Here is a 19,442-nt window from a genome sequence, read left to right as displayed (position 1 = left end):
TCTGAACGGAAGCCGGAGAGCTTCCGGACAAAATCTCGAGGAAAAGCCCATGCCCACATGCCACAACGCCCTGCGCGCTCTACGCTTGGCCGTGCCTCTCCTGCTGCTTGGTGCCGCGCCCGCCCTTGCGGCGGCGCCATCGGGCGGGCTCTGGCCCTGCATTCAGCGCAAGGTTCCGGAACTTGCGGTCGGCCAGATGTGGTCGGGCCCGCCGATCGAAAATCTGAAATGGCGGGACGACCGGGAGGTAGCCGAGCTGGTGCCCGTGCTCGCGGCCCAGCGCACGCCGATCGAAGAGGCGACGAAGCAGATCGACACCTTCGCCGGCACGCTGGGGCCGAATGGCAAGGACCGGCTGACCCTGCTCTTCGCCGGCCTGTTCGAGCAGATCAACGCCCGCCGCGCCCGGATCATGAACGGCATCGAGCGCTACGCGCAGCACCAGATCGAGCTTTCCAAGCGCATCAAGGAGGAGAGCTTCGCCTTCGCCAAGGCCAAGAAAGCCGCCGCGAGCGACGAGGACAAGGCCAAGACGCAGGAGATGGAGAAGCAGCTGCTCTGGGACACCCGGATCTACGATGCGCGCCAGCAATCGATGTCGGCGGTGTGCGAAAGCCCGGTGCTTCTGGAACAGCGGGTTTTCGCCCTTTCCCGTGCCATACAGGAAAAAATGCAGTAACGGGCCAGCCCCGGCCCAGGCGGCCGGGGTTTCGCCGCGCGCAGGGCGGCTGTCAGGGGTAGGGCTCGGCCTGTTCCAGCGGCAGGCCGGCCTTGGCCCAGCCGTCGCTGCCGGCGGGATACCAGGCGATGTTGGTGTAGCCGTATTCTTCCAGCGCGCGCCTGGCGGCGTTCCAGCTCATCCAGCAATCGGTCTGGCAATAGACAATTACGGCCGCGTCGCGGCGCCCCTGCGTCAACGAATCGAGGCGGCTGCGGAAATAGCCGTCCGTCTCGGCGCTCAGCGCGCCATAGCCGACATTCGGCAGCCAGACGCTGCCCGGCAGATGGTCGCGCCGCTTGTCGCGCCAGAGCGTGCCGGGCGGCAGGTTCGCCGGCTTGACGTCGCGAGGCATCACGTCGAGGAACAGGGCGGCCTTGGCGCGCCAGAGGCGCTCGGCCTCGGCCGTGTCGATCACCCGCGCGCCCTTAAGCGTTGCCGGTGTCGGCGCCCGGTACTCCTCCATCCGGTAGCCTTCCGGCTCGGCTACCCCTGTGGCGCCTCTCCCGGTGGTCGGGGAGAAGACATAGAGCACGGCCGCCAGACCGGCCATGCCGAGCCAGGCAAGGCGACTGAGCGATGGTTCGGGACGATTTCCGTGCATCGTCTCCTCCCCGCCGCGCTCAGGGCGCCTGTTCGATTGGCCGGTCCTGGCCATCGAGCAGCGGCACGCCGTAATCCAGCAGGATTCGGTTGATGGCGCCCTGCTCGTCCTTGATGAAGGCGTTGAGCTGGTGCTTCCAGTTCAGCTCGCCCGGGCGAATGCCGAAGGTGATGCGGTAGACGAGCGAGGGATCGCCCTTCTCCTTCACCAGCGGCACCACGGAGAGCGGCACGTCCGACTTCTTGGCGTAGTAGCCGCCGATCGGCCCCCAGAGGATGCCGGCATCGATCACGCCGTCGTCGAGATCGGCGATCATGGCTTCGGCGGGGCTCTCAAAGCGGCGGTCGACCATCAGCGCATAGGGGCGCGCCAGCGGCATCAGGCCGTTGCGGGTGAGCAGGTCGCCGGGCGGCGTGCCGGCGATGACGCCGATCCGCCGGCCCTTCAGCCGCTGATCCTCCAGCGTGTCGACATCGGCGAGGTCGCCGTCCTTCTTGGTGATCAGCACCCAGGCCGAACGATAATAGGCGTTGGTGTTAAGCACCGGGTCGCCGCCGGCGACATAGCCCATCACCACGTCGCAGCGCTTGGCGCCGAGCGTCATGCGGTAGAAGCCGGTGGCCTGCGGGAACCACGTATAGTCCAGCGGCATCCCCAACTTCTGCGCCATGAGATCGGCGATCTTGTTCTCGAAGCCCTCCCCCTCTTCATTGGTGAAGGGCATGTTTGCCGGGTCGGCGCACACGCGCAGCGTCGACCGGTCGACCAGATCCGCCACCTGGGCCGAGGCCGGAAGGGGCAGGGAAAGGAGCGTGGCGAGCGTCAGGAGCGCCGCGGCGCCCCTCCCCTTCATGCGCGCCGAGCGATCGGTGTTTCCCGGCTGCGCCATGATCCGCATGGCGTCAGCCCGGCCGTCCGAAGCACTGGTTCTCATTTGCGGTGTACGCCTTGGTCTTGTCCTCGCGCTTGCTCGGACGTTCGCGACCGAGCGCACCATCGGCACGGGCCTTGAGATAGATGTAGATGTCGTCGAGATAGCACATGACATTCTTGTTCTCGCCGAAGGCCGGCATCACCTGGTCGGCCGTGCCGACGCCGATGTTCTGCTTGCCATTGACGACGATCTCCATGAACTGCGGATAGGTCATGGTCTTCAGGGAGGTGGCAAGCGCCGGCGCGTAGCTCGACCCCATCCCGTCGGGGCCATGGCAGACATGGCACTCCGCGTGATAGCGGCGGTAGCCGGAATAGGTGTACCAGTCCAGCGTCCCGTCCGCCTCGATGTTATAGATCGGGTCGCCGTCGGCGGTCGTGTACTTGCCCAGTTCGTCCTTTTCCTTCTCGACCGGTGCTGCGGCTGCGGGTGCCGGAGCGGTGGCCTCGGGCTGCTGGGCATGGACCGGAAGCGAGAAGGACAAGGCGGCGGCCAGGATCAGCGCCGACGCGCCGGCGGACGCCGGCAGCATGCCGGAAACAAACCATCCGCAAACGGTATTCTTCATGAAGCAGTCTCCTCAAGGCGCCGCATCGGGGGCCGGTTCCGGCATGGGGCGGGTGCCTTTGAGGGCGCCGCCCGGCGGCTCGGAATTGTTCTAAGATTCTCATAAAGCTCGATGTCCCGAGACGTCAGGGCCCGGCTCACCGGATAGACCGGCGGCCAGGCCCTTTGGTTGTCTCGGGAAAAGCGGGCACTCCAGGGAGGCCCGCCTTCCGTTGGCTCAGTTCGGCAGCGCGAACACGGTGAGCTGACCGCCGAGGTTGGTGTAGTTGGACAGGGCGGCATAACCACCCACCGCACCGAGACCGGCGTTCGGGTCCGTCAGGCCGGCCGCAAGGCCGATGCCCGCCCAGCCACCGACACCCGAGAGGATGGCGATGAACTGCTTGCCCTTGTGCTCATACGTGGTGACGTTGCCGATGATGCCCGACGGGGTCTTGAACTTGTAGAGTTCCTTGCCCGTCTTGGAGTCGACAGCCTTCAGGTAGCCTTCGAGCGTGCCGTAGAACACGATGTCGCCGGCAGTAGCGAGAGCGCCCGACCACACCGAGAAGGGCTCGGGGAGCGACCAGACGATCTTGCCCTTGGTGTTATCCCAGGCGATGAAGTTGCCCATGCCGCCATGGCTGTTCGGCGCGGGGTACATCGACAGGGTGGCACCGACATAGGGCTGGCCCGCGGTGTAGCTGACGCGGAACGGCTCGTAGTCCATGCAGACATGGTTGGTGGGCACGTAGAACAGGTTGGTCTTCGGCGAGAACGCCGCCGGCTGCTGGTCCTTGGTGCCGAGCGCCGCCGGGCAGATGCCCTTGGTGTTGACGTCTTCACCCTGAGCCTGGGTCGAGAACTTGGACACCACCAGCGGACGACCATAGGTTGCGCTGCTCTTATCCATGTCCACCTTGGTGGCCCAGTTGACCACCGGATCGAACTTCTCGGCGACGAGGAGTTCGCCCGACACGCGGTCCAGCGTGTAGCCGAAGCCGTTACGGTCGAAATGGGTGAGCAGCTTGCGCGGCTTGCCGTCGAACTGCTGATCCGTGAGGATCATCTCGTTGACGCCGTCGAAGTCCCACTCGTCGTGGGGGGTCATCTGGTAGACCCACTTGGCCATGCCGGTGTCGGCGTCACGCGCCCAGACGGTCATGGACCACTTGTTGTCGCCGGGACGCTGGGCCGGGTTCCAGGTCGAGGGGTTGCCCGAGCCATAATAAACGAGGTTGGTCTCAGGGTCGTAGGAATACCAGCCCCAGGTGCAACCGCCGCCAATCTTCCACTGGTCGCCTTCCCAGCTCTTCAGCGAGGAGTCCTTGCCGATCGGCTTGCCGAGCGCCGTGGTCTTCTCCGGGTCGACGATCATCTCGCTGTCGGGGCCCATCGAATAGCCGCGCCAGATCTGCTTGCCGGTCTTGCTGTCGTAAGCGGTGACATGGCAGCGCACGCCGAACTCGCCGCCGGAGATGCCGACAATGACCTTGTCCTTCACCGGCAGAACGGTGGCGGTGTTGGTCTCGCCCTTCTTGGGATCGCCGTTGACGACCGACCACTTCTTGGCGCCGGTCTTGGCATCGAGCGCCACGAGCGTGGTGTCGGCCTGGTGCAGGTAGACCATGCCGTCGGAATAGGCGAGACCGCGATTGACCGTATCGCAGCACATCACCGGGATGACGTTCGGGTCCTGCTTGGGCTCGTACTTCCAGATGATCCGCCCGTCATCGTTGAGATCGAGGGCGTAGACAATGTTCGGGAACGGCGTGTGGACGTACATCACGTCGCCGATGATGAGCGGACCGCCCTCATGGCCACGCAGGACGCCGGTCGAAAATGTCCAGGCCACCTGGATCTTGCCGACATTGCCGGCATTGATCTGATCGAGCTTGGAATAGCGGGTGTTGGCGTAGTCGCCGGTCTGGATACCCCATTGCTTGGGGTCTTTTATGATGTTCATCAGCCCATCATTGGCCGATGCCGGCCAAGCATAAAGTGCCGCAGCACCCAGCAATGCCGTCGCAAGAATCTTGCGCATGCCTATTCTCCTCCTGAACGATCCTCCGGGACCGACCGAATGCACGGACGATCCGCCGCGGCTTGTTTGCCGTCTGACCTTTTTGTCTTCGACAGCGTGTCACGACCGGCTGGGGGAGAAACAGCCGGATCTCACGGGGGCGTCCCGCCCCAAGCTGGCCTACGAACCGGATCGGGAACTTCTTCCCGAGCGCCGTTGAAGCCGAAGACGAGATTACGCTAATCCGAATCCCTGAGACTGGCAATAAGAACTCTTATGAGAAATCGCTCTTATTATGATTTTGCTGCAACAGCGAATAAATATACAATATACCAGACACAAATACTGGATTTAGGACATTTGCCGGGCAGCAACCATGTTGCACTGCACAATCTACTCCCACTCCATTTCATGATATGCAGCGATGGCATTGCGAGCGTTAAATTCGTCGAAAAGTGCCCATTCGGCACGTTCCGAAATGGCGGCATGGGCGGGCGCCTCGCTCATCGGGCGGCCCCCGGCAAGCAGGCGGCCAATGTCGCTTCGCAGCGCATCGAGGTAGCGGCGCTCGGCAGCGCTGGCCTGCGGCCATACCACGCTGGCGGGGCCGTGACCGGGCACGGCGCGCCCGGCGGGAATCGCCGTCAGCGCGTCGAGCAGCTTCAGCCAGCCCAGCAGGCTGCCGTCGAGTGTGGGTATATGGCCGATGAAGAGGATGTCGCCCATCACCCAGGTGTTGGTGGCAACATCCAAAATCGTGAGGTCGTTGTCGGTATGCGCCGTCGGGTGAGCCTGCAGCTCAAGCGGCCTTCCGCCGAGGTCGAGCACCAGGCGATCCTCGACCAGCAGGTCCGGCAGCACGATACGGGTCCCCTCGGCCTGCGCGCCCAGCAGACGCTCGACCTGGGCGAGATAGGTCTCCGACCGTAGGGAAAGGGCGCGCGGCATCTTGTGGTGCGCGACGAACCGCACTCCGTCCTCCACGAACGCCGCGTTTCCGAGCGTGTGGTCGGGATGCATATGGGTGTTGATCACATAGCGCAGCGGCTTGTCGGTGGTGGCCCGCACCGCCGCACGCATGCGTGCGCCCGCGAGATGGCTGTTGCCGGTGTCGATGACAGCGGCGGCCTCGTCGCCGACTATGAGCGTCATGTTGGCGATAGCCCCGCCATTGGCGGTGTCGATCAGTTCATAGGGCGCCCGGAACACGTGAACGCCGTCGGCGACGGCGTCGAGCGGCAGGGCGCCGACGCCGCGCCCCTCCTTCGCATGGGCCCGCGGCGCCTGCCCGCCCCCCGCCGCGAGCGCGGCGGCAAGGGCGAGCAGGGCGCGTCGATCCAGTCGCGGCAAGACCGGCATCGCAGCCTCTCGCGTAGGCGGCCTCGTGCGCCGAGGCGGCGGAGGCTACTTCTTGGTGCCGTCGGCGTTGAAGGTCGCGAGATAGGCCTCGAGGTTCGCCCGGTCGGTTTCCTTCGGCAGGCCGGCGAACACCATCTTGACGCCGGGCATGTAGGCTTTGGGATTCTCAAGATAGCTGCTGAGGATTTCCGCCGTCCACACGTCGCCCTTGGCGTTGTGCTCCTTCAGCGTATCGGAATAGTTGAAGCCTTCGACGGCACCCATCTTGCGGCCGATGATGCCGTTCAATTCCGGGCCGACCTTGTTTTTGGCGTTCTCGCCAATGGCATGGCACGCCATGCACTTCTTGAAGACGTTGGCGCCCTTTTCCGGATCGCCGGCCGGGCTCTGGGCCAAGGCGGCGGTGGAGCCGAGCACGAACAGGGCAGCAGCTGTAGCGAAGCGATTCATGGCGTCCTTCCAGGCAATGATCATTGAACGGCGCCCTTATGTGGGACGCTTGCGATGAGGCGCGAATGATAGCGCTACCTTTAGAATGATCCTAGGGGATCAAAGGTCCAGCCCAACTTCCTCAAAAATCCCGGCACATTTCGTCGCGGGAGCCGCCGAGCGGCCTCGGGCACGCTGCGGCGGAACGTTCCCGATCCGCCTGCCGTCTATTACGACCGTGGCGCGGGCGCTTCCCGATCACACAGGGTCAGCAAGCTCTCGAAATGCACCATCTGCCAGACCGCCCAGCGCTCGAACTCGGCCAGGAAATCAGCATCGACGCCTGCAAGGCGGCCGCCCGGCTCAACGCGGAACCAGCCTTGTGCTGCGGCTTCCGCAAACAGGCTGCCAATATGGGCGGGGGAAACCTGGAAGCGGCCGGCCAGCGTGCGCCTGAGCAACAGGCGCGGTGCCGATGCGGCATCGAGCGCTTGCGCGTAGTGGGCGGCGATCACCGCAGTCAGCAGCGGGTAGCCGCAATCGCGCTGGGTGAAATGCAGCACGCGGGGAAAGGGATGCAGCAATGTGCCATTGGCCAGCACATAGGCCGCCGAGAGAGCGATCAGTTCCCCCAGTGCATCCGTGTCGCCGAGCCGCACGGCGCGTCCGGGGTGGCGATCCTCCATCAGGTCGAGCGCTTCGACGAACAGGCGCAGGGAGCGGCCGATCTCACCGATGACAAGGGGCGACGGTCGTAACAGCGTCGCGCGGCGGTCGGCGGGATCGGGCTCCGCCGCCACCAGCCGCCCGGCCTTGAGCGCGGCGACGAAGCCGGCGGTCTGCCGCGGGCTCACCCCGGCGACCTTCTGCAGCGCCGAGAGCGTGGGCGTCGCTCCGCCGCGCTGGCGCCAGCTGAAGTAATTATGGATCAGCATAAAGCAGACGAGATAGCGCCCAAGCTGGTCGAACAGCTTGTAATAGGGCCAGCGAAGGGTCGGCCCGGCGGCCATGCCCTGGCAATAATGCATCAGGGCCGACCGCAGGCGTGGATGGCCGAGCAGGCGCCCGGCGCTTTCGCCGAAACCTTCGGGCAGTTCAGCCGCCCCTCGTCCGGTCGGTCCGGTCGTCCCGTCCCGCAATGGCCGCCTTGGCACGTGCGCATACCTGCAAAGTTTAGGCTGGTTTGCTCGCTCCACTCAGAAATACTTGGAACAAAGTCGAATGCGGAGGTAACACGGAAGGGTGGGGCACCCGCTGTCGCCGACCGCGAGTAACAATTCTCAGCCCCGACATGCCCCGGGAGGCAGCCCATGTGCATTGATCATCCCTTCGCCCTTTCGCGCCGGCGGGCGCTCGGTCTCGGTATCGGGGCGGCCTCGACCGCCTTCCTTGGCGGATTTGCGCTTCCAACCGGCGCATGGGCGCAGGACCCCGCGCCGGCACCGAATGCGATCAGCCCGGATGAGGCGCTCAAGCGCCTGATGGACGGCAATGCCCGCTACGCCGCCAATGCGCAATCAAACAGGGACTACTCTGCCGGCCGCGCCGCGCGCGCGCAGGCGCAGTATCCGTTTGCGGGGCTGGTGAGCTGCGCCGATTCGCGCGTGTCGCCCGAACTTGCCTTCGACCAGGGCCCCGGCGAACTTTTCGTGGTCCGCGTCGCCGGCAATTTCGTGAATATCGACGGGCTTGCGAGCCTTGAATACGGCGTCAAGTTCCTCGGCGTTCCGCTCATCATGGTGCTCGGCCACACCAATTGCGGCGCGGTCGACGCGACCATCAAGGTGGTGAAGAACAATATCAGCCTGCCGGGCCACCTCGACGACCTCGTCGACAACATCAAGCCCGCCGTCGAGATCGCGCTGAAGGAAAAGCCGCAGGATCCCCTCAACGCCGCCATCGTCGAGAATGTGCGTTTCAATGTGAAGGAACTTGGCGAAGCAAACCCGATCATCACCGAGTTCGTGGCCAATGGCCGACTGAAGATCGTAGGCGGCCTCTACGATCTCTCCAGCGGCAAGGTAAGCCTCATCTGACACCGGCGGCCCGGCTCCGGCCGGGCTACCCTCCTCGGTGCGCGCGCCCGCATCCGGCGCATGGCGCATCGCGCTCAGACAGACGGGCCGAGATCGACGATCCGCTCATGCGTGACGGCGGGCGGCGCGGCGAAAGTGCCGGCAACCAATGCGCGCCAGCTTTGGAAATCTTCGGAATTGCGGAAGTCCACCATGTGGTTCTCCAGCGTTTCCCAGCGCACGACCAGGCGATAGATGCCGGGCGACTCGATCACCTGATGCAGTTCCACGCCGTGGCAGCCCTTGGCGCGCAGGAACAGTGGCACGGCATTGGCGACACCGCCTTCAAACGCCGCCTCTTCACCCGCCTTGATGTGCAGTTCGGCGATCTCGATGATCATCTCTCACTCCGTGTTGCCTCTCATCCGGCACTGCCGCCGCCTGTGCCCACATTTCCCATCGCGTTGTCCGCAGTGCAACGGGAATGCACGCGGCATACCCGCCGGAGGCCGTGTCGGGTCATCGTTCGCGCCCGGATTGATCCGCAAAGTTTTTGCCGCCGTCGCCATGTATTTTTCCGCCATCGGACGAGACATTCTGTTCTGCTAAAAGGTCGTTCAAAATTAAAAAACCGTCGGCTCTTGAATAATACGTCCCAACGGCGCATATTGGGATGGTCGATGGACGGTGACTTTGGCCAGTTTGCGCACGTGTATTCATGTGTGTTTCGTGGCGTCTTATCCCTGAAAATGCAATTTCGACAGCCCGCACCCAACGCGGGCAAGCTATGCCTACAAGTACGAAAGGGTTTTCCCATGACCACGGGAACCGTAAAATGGTTTAACGCCCAGAAGGGCTTTGGATTCATTGCGCCGGACGACGGCGGCAGCGACGCCTTCGTGCATATCAGCGCGGTGGAACGTGCCGGTATGAGCGATCTGCGCGAAGGTCAGAAGGTGGGCTTCGAGCTCGTCACCGACCAGCGCAGCGGCAAGATGACAGCCGACAAGCTCGAATCGCTGAGCTGATGGCTCGATGCCGGAAGCTCCGTATCGGAGCCGGCCGGCGTCGCCATTGCTCATCCCGCGTCGACCACGGATGTACTGGCGGCCGGAACTGAGCGATGCGAAAACGACAATGCGCCTGGCGCTTGTCAGCCCCGCTCCTCCTGGAGGCAGCGGGGCTTTTCATGTGATGGGCTTCGTTCAGCCTCATTGGGAGCAAGCAGCATGGCCAAGCAGCAGCGCAGCAACCGGGAAGCCAAGAAGCCGAAGAAGGCCAAGGACCCCGTGACGGCGGTTACCCCCGCCAAGGGAACATCGCCCCCGCTTGCACTTCCCAAGAAGAAGAACTGAACGTCCGATCCGCAGAGACAGCAACGGCAAGCGTTGCGAGGCAGTCGGAGCCAGCAACAGGTTAATGCGCGGGTCCGATCTGAGGATTAGATCGCGCCGTTTAGGACAGAGAACATGGACTATCTCGGCGGATTGCAGGGGACCGGCGTCCTGATACGCGGAAAGGTGCGTCTTGCCCCCGCCCAGTATGATTTCGACGGCTATCTCACCAAGGGCGGGATGGTGACGAGTTGCGGCGAGATACGCGTGCCACCCCCCGTGCTCAAGGGTGTCTTCGGTCGCGTCGACCTGCATCTGCGGACAGCGGATGGCCGGCTGCTCAAGCTGCGGTTTTCCGAGAAGCGCCTCGCCTCCGGCGAGGCCGCCGCGCATGTCGACGTGACCGGCGACCTGCCGGTGGGCGCGGACTGGCAGCGGCTCTAGCCTCTCACGTCCGGTTCCTTCTCCAGCCATAGCTTATGTCGCGCGCCTTACGTCGGGGGCGCTTCGGCAACCTCGTAGGTCCACACTCTGAACGACTTCAGAAGGTGGGGGCCGAACGAGTTGATAAGCGGAATATCCGCCGCGTCGCGGCCGCGCGCGACGACGATCCGGCCAATCCGCGGCTTGTTGTTGCGCGGATCGAAGGTGTGCCATCTTCCGTCGAGAAAAACCTCGATCCAGGCACTGAAATCCATCGGGTCGACCACGGGCACGCCGATATCGCCGAGATGGCCGTTCACATAACGGGCCGGAATGTTGAGGCATCGGCACAGGGTGACGGCGAGATGCGCGAAATCGCGGCAGACGCCGATGCGTTCCTGATAGGCTTGGAAGGCCGACCGGGTCGAGCGCGCCTGCTGGTAGTCGAAGCGGATATGGTTGTGCACGAAGTCGCAGACCGCTTGAACGCGGCTCCAGCCGGGCGCGAGCCCGCCGAACAGGTCCCAGGCGGTCTGGCTAAGGAGATCTGTCTCGCAGTAGCGGCTGCCTAGCAGATAAACGAGGCAATCGTCGGGCAGCTCAGGCACCGGAATCTCGCGAGCGTCGAGATGGACCGGGTCCAGCTTGCCATCATCCTCGATCGTGGCGTCGCCCCAGATCATCAGATCACCGACAGGAGCCACCAGACGCCGGCATCGGTTGCCGAACAGGTCGAAATAGGTCGAAGAGGGAATGTCCGGCGTGGTGAAGAACGTCTCGCCCGCACGGATGTCGGCCTTTCTGTCCTGGTGAACGGACAGCAGGCAGACCAGCGCGGTCGGCTGCGGGCAGTTAAGCGTCATCTCGTAGCCGTAGCGGATCAGCATGAAGTGTTCCCGGAAACAGTGATCGATCAGCGAAGGTCGGCGGATGTCAGGACGCGGGGCGCCCGTCGCCCCTCGGCATAGGCCTTCGACGCCGCTGCATAGATCGTGCCGCGCAAGGTGTCGAAAGCTGTCAGGCACGTCGCCTCCAGCGCCTCCGGCATGCGCAGTTCGCTGGCGGATTTGCCGAGCGCGGCGATCTCGATGAGAAACGGCACCTCGAACATGCCGTCATAGCCGGAGAAGCGCACGGCGCTGCGCGCCTTGTCGAAGCTGCGGCTCGGATTGGGAAAGATCAGCGTCATGACGGGCCCGCCATGGCTCGACCATACGCATCCCGCCTTTGCTGGCGGACACCCTTGAACGGCGCGGTTTCGCGTCCTTCGGCCCTGTTGAGCTCAGGCTTCACGGCATAGGCCCTTCTGCATCGCTCTGGACGCTGTCAAAGGTGCAGGAATGGAGCACCCGCCCATCGGCATCGGTGATCGCAAGCGCGTCGGGCCGCTGCGGCATGTCGAGCGAGGAGGACAGCGCACGCGCCAGTTCGATCGCCGCGCGGAGGTCGATCACCTCGGCAGTCTGGCGGCCGAGAAGCGCGTGCGCGCTGTCCTGCTCACGGGTTCGATAGAACTCGATCACGATCTTCATCGCGCATTGCGCCCGCCAGACACCGGCGTCAGCGGCTGAACGTCTTGTCCAGAAGCGCCACGCCCTCGCCCGGCTCGGTCGCACGGACCGCCTCGAGGCTGTCTTCCGTCGCCACCCGTTCGTGCTGCTCGCGCTCGTTGCGGATGCGGTACTGCAACGAGCTTCCGCTCGGCGGCATCGTGGCGGTGATGCGGTAAATGTCGCCGAAGCGGGAGGTGAAGATGCCGTATCCACCCCTCAGCCGGACGACCTGGCCGACCTCGAAGAGATGTGTCGTGGAATCCCGGGGGGCCGGTTCACGGCGTGACGGCGTATGGGCGACGGTCATGGTAACGGGTGGTCCTTTATGCAGGCAGTGCAGCCGCCGGAGTCAACGCACCGGTGGACTGAAGGAAAATCGTCTTCGAGAACATTGAAGGAGGCGCGCCCGACCGCTCCCCTCCCCTGAACCGACCTGCCTCGACGACCGCGAGTAGATCGGTAAGCGCGGCAGGAATTGATCTGGAACGGGATAGGGCCAAGTCAGCACCGAGGCGGCGCCACTTCCTGTCCATCGAAAATATTACGGGCGAGAGCGGCCTTATAACCGGCGCCGCAATGTCGATTTAACCGGATACTGTCTTTATCTTATACGCAAATTACGATTCAAACAAGGCTGAAACCAATAGACTACAGCGCCAGGCAGGGCTCCTGGCCCTGCAGGCCGAATAAACGCACCCTTCCGGAAATAAAAAACGGCCAACGCCAGCACCGCCTCGCGCCCATCCGACGGAAGAACCTGTCGGCGGCCCGGTCTGACACTCTGGAGAACGGGCGATCCGGCGAAAAGGCGAGGAAGATCAGCGCATCAGCCCGGCCGCGCGCAGCGCATCCTCGATGATACTTTTCACACCCGGAAAACCTGTTGCGGCCGGCGGCGCACTCGGCCGAGCCTTCTCCTTCGGTGATGTGGAGGCAGGGGCGACGGGAGGCTGGACCTTCGCCAAAATGCCCTTCTTGGGGACCGGCGAGGGTGCGGCGACCGTCTTTTCCGTCGCGTCCAGCCCCCAGAATCGGGCGATCTCGCGCGTCGACGAAATGCCGACATCCAGCATATATGGGCCCGGCGCACCCAGATCGTCGGCCAGCGGAGTGCCATGGCCCATCGCGGCAACGGTGTTGAGTTCGATCACCGGCTCGCCGCTCTCATTGCACCAGACGCGCTTGGCCCGCCCACCGGACACTTCGGAAAGGGTCGGCCTGTCATCGAGGTGGTGAACGTTCCGCCACTGCAACGCGATGTCCTCGGCATTGGAAGGCGCGACGGTGTGATCGGCGGCACCCTGCCAGATCGCGACGCGCGGCCATGGCCCGGAATGGGCCGATGCGTCTCGTAGCAGCGCCCAAAGTTCCTCGTCGGAGGCCGTGCCCTGCCCGCGCATGCAGTCGAACGCCTCCGGCACGGTGGTGGCCGTGCCATAGGCCAGGCCGGCGATGATGGCGCCGCCGGCGAATAGCTCGGGATAGGTCGCGAGCATCACGTTCGCCATGGCCCCGCCTGCGGAGAGGCCGGTAACGAATACCCGGTCGCGGTCGAGATCGTGGCTCTCTATCATCGCCTCGATCATCTGGCGGATGGAGAGCGCCTCGCCGACATCGCGCCGCGCATCGCCGGGCCGGAACCAGTTGAAGCACATATTGGGATTGTTGCCGTGCCGCTGCTCGGGATAGAGCAGCGCGAACCCGGCCTGATCGGCCAGTTGCGACCAGCCGGCGCGGTGGTCGTATTCCGGTGCGTCCTGCTTGCAGCCATGCAGCACCACGACGAGAGGCGCGCGCTTGGAAAGGTTCGCCGGACAGTAGTAGCGCGCCTTCAATGCACCCGGATTAGAACCGAAATCCGACAGCACCGAGAGACGGTCATTCGCCGGTGACGTCGGGAAAAACGAAGGCTGTTGCCCACCGAGGGCAGTGAGCATCGCAATGGTATCGGACATCTTCCGCAAGGGAGGCCTCCTGGTTGCGGCGCCCAGGGACTGGACGGCAAAGGGACAACGCGCTCGCAAAGACATCGTTGCTGCACTGCACAAAAACAAGAGGCTCGACCGAAGCCTGTCGTTGTGGAACGATCCCCGCTCGAGATGACGTAGCGTCCCCGGGGCTCGGCGGGGCGTTACCGAGCGACCGTTCGCAGCGCCGCGACGCCGGCTGCATGAAAAAGGCTTTTGCTCAGAATGGCGTGTACGCCCCAATTGCCATCCACCACCTGGGTGATGCCGAAATCAACCGCGGCCGACATCAGGGCGATGGCCTCGTCCTCGTTCAGGCTCTGCGTGGTCATCAGGAAGCGCCGCATCTTGCGAAAGGCGTCGCGCATGGCGAGGTCGAGCGAGGATTTGGAATAGACCTCGCTCTGGCCGCTGGCACCGAATTCGGCGAGGTAGTTGGGGTGGCTGAAGCCGGTCAGCACCCAATCCTTCGGGGTCTCGATCAGCGGATAGGTGAGGTCCGCGAGCACCGTGCCGCCGATATCGGCCTTCTTGTGCAGGGTGACACGGAAGGTGCCGGTCATCGAACATTCGATGGCGGTGCCGGAAAGTTCGCCATCGCCCTGCACGGCGTGCGGGTCGCCGACGGAGAGCAGGGCGCCCGGCACGGAAACCGGCAGGTACACGGTCGCCCCCTTGCCCAGCCGCCAATTGTCGAGATTCCCGCCGAAATAGGCCGGCGGCACCGAATCGACGAGCTCCGCCTCGCGCGGCGCCACCGCGATGACGCCGAAATGCGGCCGCAGCGGAATGCGCACTCCTTCCAGCACCTTGGTCTGGAAGGTGACGCTATCGGGCCGCACCAGCACGCCGGGATAGTCGTAGAGCACATGCTGCACGCCGAAGGGGTCCGTCTGCGGTTCCCAGCGGTAGGAATGGAGAGCCTTCGCATAGGGCTCCTCAACCTCGGTGATGATCTCGTAGATCGTTACCGACTCGCGCGGATGCGGCTCGCTCAGCAATTCTGAGTAGTGATAGCCCCACCAGGCCGCGACGCTGCTGCCGAAGACCCGTCCGGCATGGGCGGGGTGGCGCGAGCGGCGCGGCTCGATGTCCACAATGTGCACTTCCAGCACATCGCCGGGCTGGGCACCGCGCACCGCGATCGGGCCGGTGCAGATGTGCACGCCGAACCCCTCCCCCGCCCCGCGCCCGAAGACCGACGCGTCGAGTGGTCCGGCCCCTCGCCGGTCCACCGCCTTGGCAGTGGACGTCCAATGGAACACGCTCTCGGCGCCGGGATCGCCCTCGATCATGCGCTCTGGATCGTCGGAGGCGTGCTGGGTCAATGTCTCGACGGTGACGATGTCGCCGGAGGCTATCTCGACCAAAGGTTTGAGAGAGCGGCTGAAATAGCCCCAGTGGACGTTCTGGGCGTGAACCGGCAGATAATGCCGCTCCGGCGCTTCGGGTGCGGTCGCGTCCGCGCTTTGGTCGCTCAGCAGTGGCCGGCGTGCGGCGGGCCCTCCCACCCCCTGGCGGGCGCGCAGCTGCACCAGCGCTTCCTGCGGCCAGCCGCGCTGGCCGCTCGCCACCGCGCTGTGCGTCTGCCGGTCCGCTTCGCGGCGGCGCAGCTCGCGGGGCGGTAGGCCGAACCGCTCGCGAAACAGGCGGCTGAAATGCGCGCCATCCGAGAAGCCGTAGCGATAGGCGATGTCGGTGATGGGCACGGCGGCTTCCGCCGGGTTGGCAAGGTCATGCCACGCCCGTTGCAGCCGGCGCTCGCGCACATAGTGGCTGAAGCTCTCGCCCGTTCCCTCGAACAGCTTCTGCACATAGCGCTCGGAAATACCCTCGGCCTGGGCGATGTCGGCGATGGTGATCTCCTCGCCGCCGATGCTGCGCTCGATGGTGGCGTACAGACGCTGCAGCAGCGCCGCCCGGCCGGATGAGGGGTCGGCGGTCGTCACCACGAGCTCGGCCGACAAAGCGAGCAGCAGCTCGGCGGCGCCCTGTGCCACCGCCTCCCATTCGGCCTCCGACAAGCGATCGAGCGCGTCGGCGGTGGCGTGCGCGGTACGCCCCAGAATGTCCGGCAGCCCCTCCGCGCTGAACACGCGCGGCTGCGAGCCGGCGAGAGGCGGCACCTTGCGGCCACGGAACGCTTCCGCCGGAACGGAAAGCACCACCGCCCGCAGCCCACGCTGGAACTGCAGCTGCCAGTCCGCTCCGCGCGGCGCGAGGATGAGCTGCCCGGCCGGCACGATCTGGCGGTCGTCGCCGGTGACGAGCAGGCTGCTGTTCTCCAGCGGGAGAAGCAGCAACGGCAGGCCGGCGCGTGCGGGCAAGGACCGCAGGATCTGCGCATCGGCCGTGAACTTGCCCACCCGCACACCTGCCGAGGACAGGCGCGAGAGCGCCGCCGCGTGGGCGGGTGCGCCGATCCGCGACCGGAGAGACTGCAGGCCGAAACCGCGCAGCACGTCCTGCCAGGCGTGCTCGCCCGCGTCCCCGGAATAGGACTCGCTGGTGAAGGGCTGCGCGTTCATAGACCGGCTCTCGGCATGGCCTGCCTAGAAGCAAGAAACATGCCCTCCACGTCGGCGGCACGGCTCCCGTCACATCTTGGCCGCGCGTCGTCCGGCGGCTTAGCGGCTCTGGAACAGGCTCTTGCGGATCGAGCCGGTGACACCCCAATTCGCGTCGACGACCTGCGTCACCGCGAAGTCCGCCGCCACCGACATCAGCGAGATGGCCTCGTCCTCCGAGAGCTTGTGCACCGTCATCAGGAACCGGCGCAGCTTGCGGAAGGCGTCGCGCATGGCGCTGTCGAGGCTGCCGCGCTTCAGGATCTCCGACTGGTGGTCGGGGCCGAGTTCGGCGAGGTAATTGGCGACGCTGAAGCCATAGACCGACCAGACCTCGTCGTTTTCGAGCAAAGGATGGGTGAGCCCCTCCAGGAAGGTGCCCTCGAGCTGCTCCTTCTTGTGCAGGATGAACTCGAACTCGCCGGTGAGCGAAATCTCGATGGCCGTTCCCGACAATTCGCTGTCGCCCTGCGAGGCATGGGCGTCGCCGCAGGAGAACAGGCCGCCCGGCACGGCGACCGGGTAATACATCCGCGCCCCCTTGGCGATGCGCCAGTCATCCATGTTGCCGCCGGTATAGTTCGGCGGAATGGTGGAGACGAAATCCGCCTCGGCCGGGGCCAGCCCCATCGTGCCGAAATGCAGCCGCGCCGGCACCTTGATGCCCGGCAGGATGCCCTCCTTCTTGACGACCGTGGAATGGTCGACCTGCACGCCGGGATAGTCGATGGTCGGGTGGACGATGCCGTCGGGGTCGGTCTGCGGCGTCCAGAGATAGGAGTAGAGCGCCTTCACCACCGCCTCGCCCATGTCAAGCTCATAGATGGTGACGACCTCGCGGGGCTTGGGCTCTTCGATCAGGTCCTTGTACTGGAAGCCCCAATTGGCCGAGGGGTTGGAGCCGAAGAAGCGGCCTTCATAGGCCGGGTTGGCGCTCGGGCGCGGCCAGGTGTCGATGACGCGCACCTCGATGATGTCGCCGGGCTCGGCACCTTCCACCGCCACCGGGCCGGTGAGCAGATGCACGCCCAGCCCCTCGCCGGAGCCATAGGTGAACGGTCCGTCGGTGGCGCCGGCACCGCGTCGACGAAGGGTCTTCTGGTCCTTGGTCCAGCGGAAGATGTCTTCCGCCGCCCGGTCGCCTTCGATCATGCGGGCATAATCGTCATTGGCATGATGGGTGATGGATTCGATCACTGCCCGCTCGCCGGACTTCAGCGTCAGCACGGGGGCGAGGGTCTTGCTGAAATAGCCCCAATGAACCGTCTCGGGCGTGGCGGGCAGGTGATGCTTGGTCATGTCGAACCTCGGAACTGAAGAGCGGCGCGCAGGTCGTCGCGCCTATTCGGCGGTCATGGAGCTGAGGAAGCGCACGGTGAGCGGATGCGACGGAGCGGTGAGAATGCGCTCGGCCGGGCCTTCCTCGACAATGGCGCCGCCGGAGAGGAACACGATGCGGTCTGCCACGTCGCCGGCGAAACGCAGCTGGTGGGTGGAGATGATCATGGCGAGCCCCTCCTCCACGGCGAGGCGGCGGATCACCTCCAGCACCTCCCCGACCAGCTCGGGATCGAGGGCTGAGGTCGGCTCGTCGAGCAACAGCACGGTCGGTGCCGGCGCCACGGCGCGGGCGATAGCGACGCGCTGCTGCTGGCCACCGGAGAGGTGGCGCGGCAACGCGTCCGCCCGGTGCGCCAGGCCGATGCGCTCCAGCAATTCCCGCGCGCGACGGTCGGCATCGAAGCGGGAGAGCCCCTGCACCCAGCGCAGCGGGCCGGCAATGTTCTCGCGGGCGGTGAGGTGGCCGAACAGGTTGAACTGCTGGAACACCATGCCGACGCCAACGCCGGCGCGCATCTGCGCGGTCAGGCGGGGCGAGAGCGCGCGTCCGCTCTCGTCCGTCCCCAGCGAGCGACCGCCGACGCGGATGGTGCCGTCCTCCCAGCCTTCCAGCCGGTTGATGCAGCGCAGCAGCGTCGACTTGCCGGAACCGGAGGGACCGAGCAGCGCCACCACCTCGCCGGCCCGCACCGTCAGGTCGATGCCGTCGAGCACGGTCTGGGCGCCATAGCTCTTGCGCAGCCCGCGCACTTCCACCGCGACATTGTTGCCCGCGAGGCGTGCCGCGCGGGCGGCACGGTCGCGCGGCACGGATTTGGGCGCCGCCGGCGGCAAGGGATCGGCCACGATTTCCGCGACGATTTCGCTGGCGACCTCCGGCGGGACGGCATCTGCCGCACCGGCCAGCGCCGGCACCGCCTCGGGCCGCCCCGGCACCAGCGCACGCGCAAAGCGGCGAAGCTGCTCGCGCGGCGGCGGGCGGTCGAGGTCGAGCAGCATCTCGACCACGATCTGGATCACCGCGATGGCGCCGGTCAGCACCAAGTACATCAGCCCGGAGGCGAAGAAGATGGAGAAGAAGTCGAAGGTCGCCGAGGCCAGTTGGGTCGAGCGCAGCGTCAGCTCCTGCACCGCCACCACGGAGGCGAGCGAAGAGTTCTTCAGCGCGCTCACCGCTTCATTGCCGAGCGCCGGCACCATGGAGCGGATGGCCTGCGGGGCGATGATGCGGCGCATGATGGCGGCCGGCGTCATGCCCAGCGCCTGCCCGGCGCTCACCTGTCCGCGCTCCACGCCGAGCACGTTGGCCCGCAGGATCTCGGCGATGAACGGCGCCTCATTGAGGGCCAGCGCCAGGCTGGCGGCCGAGATGGCGGACAGCTTGATGCCGATCATCGGCAGGGCGTTGTAGCAGAACACCATCTGCAGGATCAGCGGCGTGCCGCGGAACACGATGGCATAGGCGCGCGCGACGATCGCCAGCGTGCGGAACCGCGAGAGCTGCATGGCGGCGAGGACGACGCCCATGACAAGCCCGCCCAGCAGCCCCAGCACGGTGATGAGCAGGGTGTAGCCCACCCCGTCGAGGAGATAGGGCATGCGCAGATAATGAAGGAAAAGATCCATCGG

Annotated in this window: 21 protein-coding genes; 5 read left to right on the top strand and 16 right to left on the bottom strand. The window is 65.3% G+C overall.

Going from position 1 to position 19,442, the window contains the following annotated elements; genetic code table 11:
- Nucleotides 1–49 precede the first annotated feature (49 nt).
- Nucleotides 50–679, top strand: coding sequence for a hypothetical protein (locus ACQY76_RS15225; protein WP_428029577.1), 630 nt, complete (start codon nt 50–52; stop codon nt 677–679).
- Between the two features lie 52 nt (nt 680–731).
- Here ACQY76_RS15225 and ACQY76_RS15220 read toward each other — a convergent pair whose 3' ends face one another.
- The 7 genes from ACQY76_RS15220 to ACQY76_RS15190 all read right to left on the bottom strand — a co-directional run bounded on the left by ACQY76_RS15220 (nt 732) and on the right by ACQY76_RS15190 (nt 7,641).
- Nucleotides 732–1,322 carry a PQQ-dependent catabolism-associated CXXCW motif protein gene (locus tag ACQY76_RS15220; protein WP_428029576.1) on the bottom strand — a complete coding sequence of 197 codons (591 nt, stop codon included), beginning with the start codon at nt 1,320–1,322 and terminating at the stop codon, nt 732–734.
- A gap of 19 nt (nt 1,323–1,341) precedes the next feature.
- Entirely contained in the window at nt 1,342–2,220 is an 879-nt protein-coding gene (locus tag ACQY76_RS15215) for a substrate-binding domain-containing protein (protein WP_428033023.1), read from the bottom strand.
- Between the two features lie 4 nt (nt 2,221–2,224).
- Complete coding sequence (locus ACQY76_RS15210) at nt 2,225–2,824, bottom strand: c-type cytochrome, methanol metabolism-related (protein WP_428029575.1); 600 nt, start codon at nt 2,822–2,824, stop codon at nt 2,225–2,227.
- Between the two features lie 216 nt (nt 2,825–3,040).
- Nucleotides 3,041–4,846 (bottom strand): lanthanide-dependent methanol dehydrogenase XoxF5, encoded by a 1,806-nt coding sequence (gene xoxF5 / locus ACQY76_RS15205; protein WP_428029574.1) that lies wholly within the window; start codon nt 4,844–4,846, stop codon nt 3,041–3,043.
- Nucleotides 4,847–5,218: 372 nt separating this feature from the next.
- On the bottom strand, nt 5,219–6,184 hold the full coding sequence (locus ACQY76_RS15200) for a quinoprotein relay system zinc metallohydrolase 2 (RefSeq protein ID WP_428029573.1): 966 nt from the start codon (nt 6,182–6,184) through the stop codon (nt 5,219–5,221).
- 45 nt (nt 6,185–6,229) lie between these two features.
- Nucleotides 6,230–6,634: a c-type cytochrome gene (locus tag ACQY76_RS15195; RefSeq protein WP_428029572.1), complete on the bottom strand. Its 405-nt coding sequence runs from the start codon at nt 6,632–6,634 to the stop codon at nt 6,230–6,232.
- A gap of 209 nt (nt 6,635–6,843) precedes the next feature.
- Nucleotides 6,844–7,641 carry a hypothetical protein gene (locus ACQY76_RS15190; protein ID WP_428029571.1) on the bottom strand — a complete coding sequence of 266 codons (798 nt, stop codon included), beginning with the start codon at nt 7,639–7,641 and terminating at the stop codon, nt 6,844–6,846.
- A gap of 282 nt (nt 7,642–7,923) precedes the next feature.
- Between ACQY76_RS15190 and ACQY76_RS15185 the strand changes: the two genes are divergently transcribed.
- On the top strand, nt 7,924–8,649 hold the full coding sequence (locus ACQY76_RS15185) for a carbonic anhydrase (protein WP_428029570.1): 726 nt from the start codon (nt 7,924–7,926) through the stop codon (nt 8,647–8,649).
- A 74-nt stretch (nt 8,650–8,723) separates the two neighbouring features.
- On the opposite strand, the gene ACQY76_RS15180 is transcribed toward ACQY76_RS15185, so the two are convergent.
- On the bottom strand, nt 8,724–9,029 hold the full coding sequence (locus tag ACQY76_RS15180; protein ID WP_428029569.1) for an antibiotic biosynthesis monooxygenase family protein: 306 nt from the start codon (nt 9,027–9,029) through the stop codon (nt 8,724–8,726).
- A gap of 414 nt (nt 9,030–9,443) precedes the next feature.
- On the opposite strand from ACQY76_RS15180, the gene ACQY76_RS15175 reads away from it, so the two are divergent.
- The 3 genes from ACQY76_RS15175 to ACQY76_RS15165 all read left to right on the top strand — a co-directional run bounded on the left by ACQY76_RS15175 (nt 9,444) and on the right by ACQY76_RS15165 (nt 10,406).
- Nucleotides 9,444–9,656, top strand: a complete 213-nt coding sequence (locus ACQY76_RS15175) for a cold-shock protein (RefSeq protein WP_213373326.1) — start codon at nt 9,444–9,446, stop codon at nt 9,654–9,656.
- A gap of 201 nt (nt 9,657–9,857) precedes the next feature.
- A complete protein-coding gene (locus tag ACQY76_RS15170) occupies nt 9,858–9,983 on the top strand; it encodes a hypothetical protein (protein ID WP_428029568.1) in 126 nt (41 codons plus the stop codon).
- Between the two features lie 114 nt (nt 9,984–10,097).
- The gene (locus ACQY76_RS15165; protein ID WP_428029567.1) at nt 10,098–10,406 is read left to right on the top strand and encodes a hypothetical protein; all 309 of its coding nucleotides are present in this window, start codon (nt 10,098–10,100) and stop codon (nt 10,404–10,406) included.
- 47 nt (nt 10,407–10,453) lie between these two features.
- Here the strand turns inward: ACQY76_RS15165 and ACQY76_RS15160 are convergent, their stop codons facing one another.
- The 8 genes from ACQY76_RS15160 to ACQY76_RS15125 form a co-directional block, all read right to left on the bottom strand.
- Nucleotides 10,454–11,272: a transglutaminase-like domain-containing protein gene (locus ACQY76_RS15160; protein ID WP_428029566.1), complete on the bottom strand. Its 819-nt coding sequence runs from the start codon at nt 11,270–11,272 to the stop codon at nt 10,454–10,456.
- Nucleotides 11,273–11,298: 26 nt separating this feature from the next.
- Entirely contained in the window at nt 11,299–11,574 is a 276-nt protein-coding gene (locus tag ACQY76_RS15155; protein WP_428029565.1) for a DUF1488 domain-containing protein, read from the bottom strand.
- 100 nt (nt 11,575–11,674) lie between these two features.
- Nucleotides 11,675–11,917 (bottom strand): hypothetical protein, encoded by a 243-nt coding sequence (locus ACQY76_RS15150; RefSeq protein WP_428029564.1) that lies wholly within the window; start codon nt 11,915–11,917, stop codon nt 11,675–11,677.
- Between the two features lie 28 nt (nt 11,918–11,945).
- Nucleotides 11,946–12,245 carry a hypothetical protein gene (locus tag ACQY76_RS15145; protein ID WP_428029563.1) on the bottom strand — a complete coding sequence of 100 codons (300 nt, stop codon included), beginning with the start codon at nt 12,243–12,245 and terminating at the stop codon, nt 11,946–11,948.
- A gap of 511 nt (nt 12,246–12,756) precedes the next feature.
- Nucleotides 12,757–13,902 (bottom strand): extracellular catalytic domain type 1 short-chain-length polyhydroxyalkanoate depolymerase, encoded by a 1,146-nt coding sequence (locus ACQY76_RS15140; protein WP_428033022.1) that lies wholly within the window; start codon nt 13,900–13,902, stop codon nt 12,757–12,759.
- 167 nt (nt 13,903–14,069) lie between these two features.
- Nucleotides 14,070–16,433, bottom strand: a complete 2,364-nt coding sequence (locus tag ACQY76_RS15135; protein ID WP_428029562.1) for an acetamidase/formamidase family protein — start codon at nt 16,431–16,433, stop codon at nt 14,070–14,072.
- Between the two features lie 99 nt (nt 16,434–16,532).
- The gene (locus ACQY76_RS15130) at nt 16,533–17,771 is read right to left on the bottom strand and encodes an acetamidase/formamidase family protein (RefSeq protein WP_428029561.1); all 1,239 of its coding nucleotides are present in this window, start codon (nt 17,769–17,771) and stop codon (nt 16,533–16,535) included.
- Nucleotides 17,772–17,813: 42 nt separating this feature from the next.
- On the bottom strand, nt 17,814–19,439 hold the full coding sequence (locus ACQY76_RS15125; protein WP_428029560.1) for an amino acid ABC transporter permease/ATP-binding protein: 1,626 nt from the start codon (nt 19,437–19,439) through the stop codon (nt 17,814–17,816).
- Nucleotides 19,440–19,442 lie beyond the last annotated feature (3 nt).

This window comes from Ancylobacter sp., assembly GCF_965279025.1.
Taxonomy (GTDB): Bacteria; Pseudomonadota; Alphaproteobacteria; order Rhizobiales; family Xanthobacteraceae; genus Ancylobacter.
This window is presented reverse-complemented; position numbering and strand designations above follow the sequence as displayed.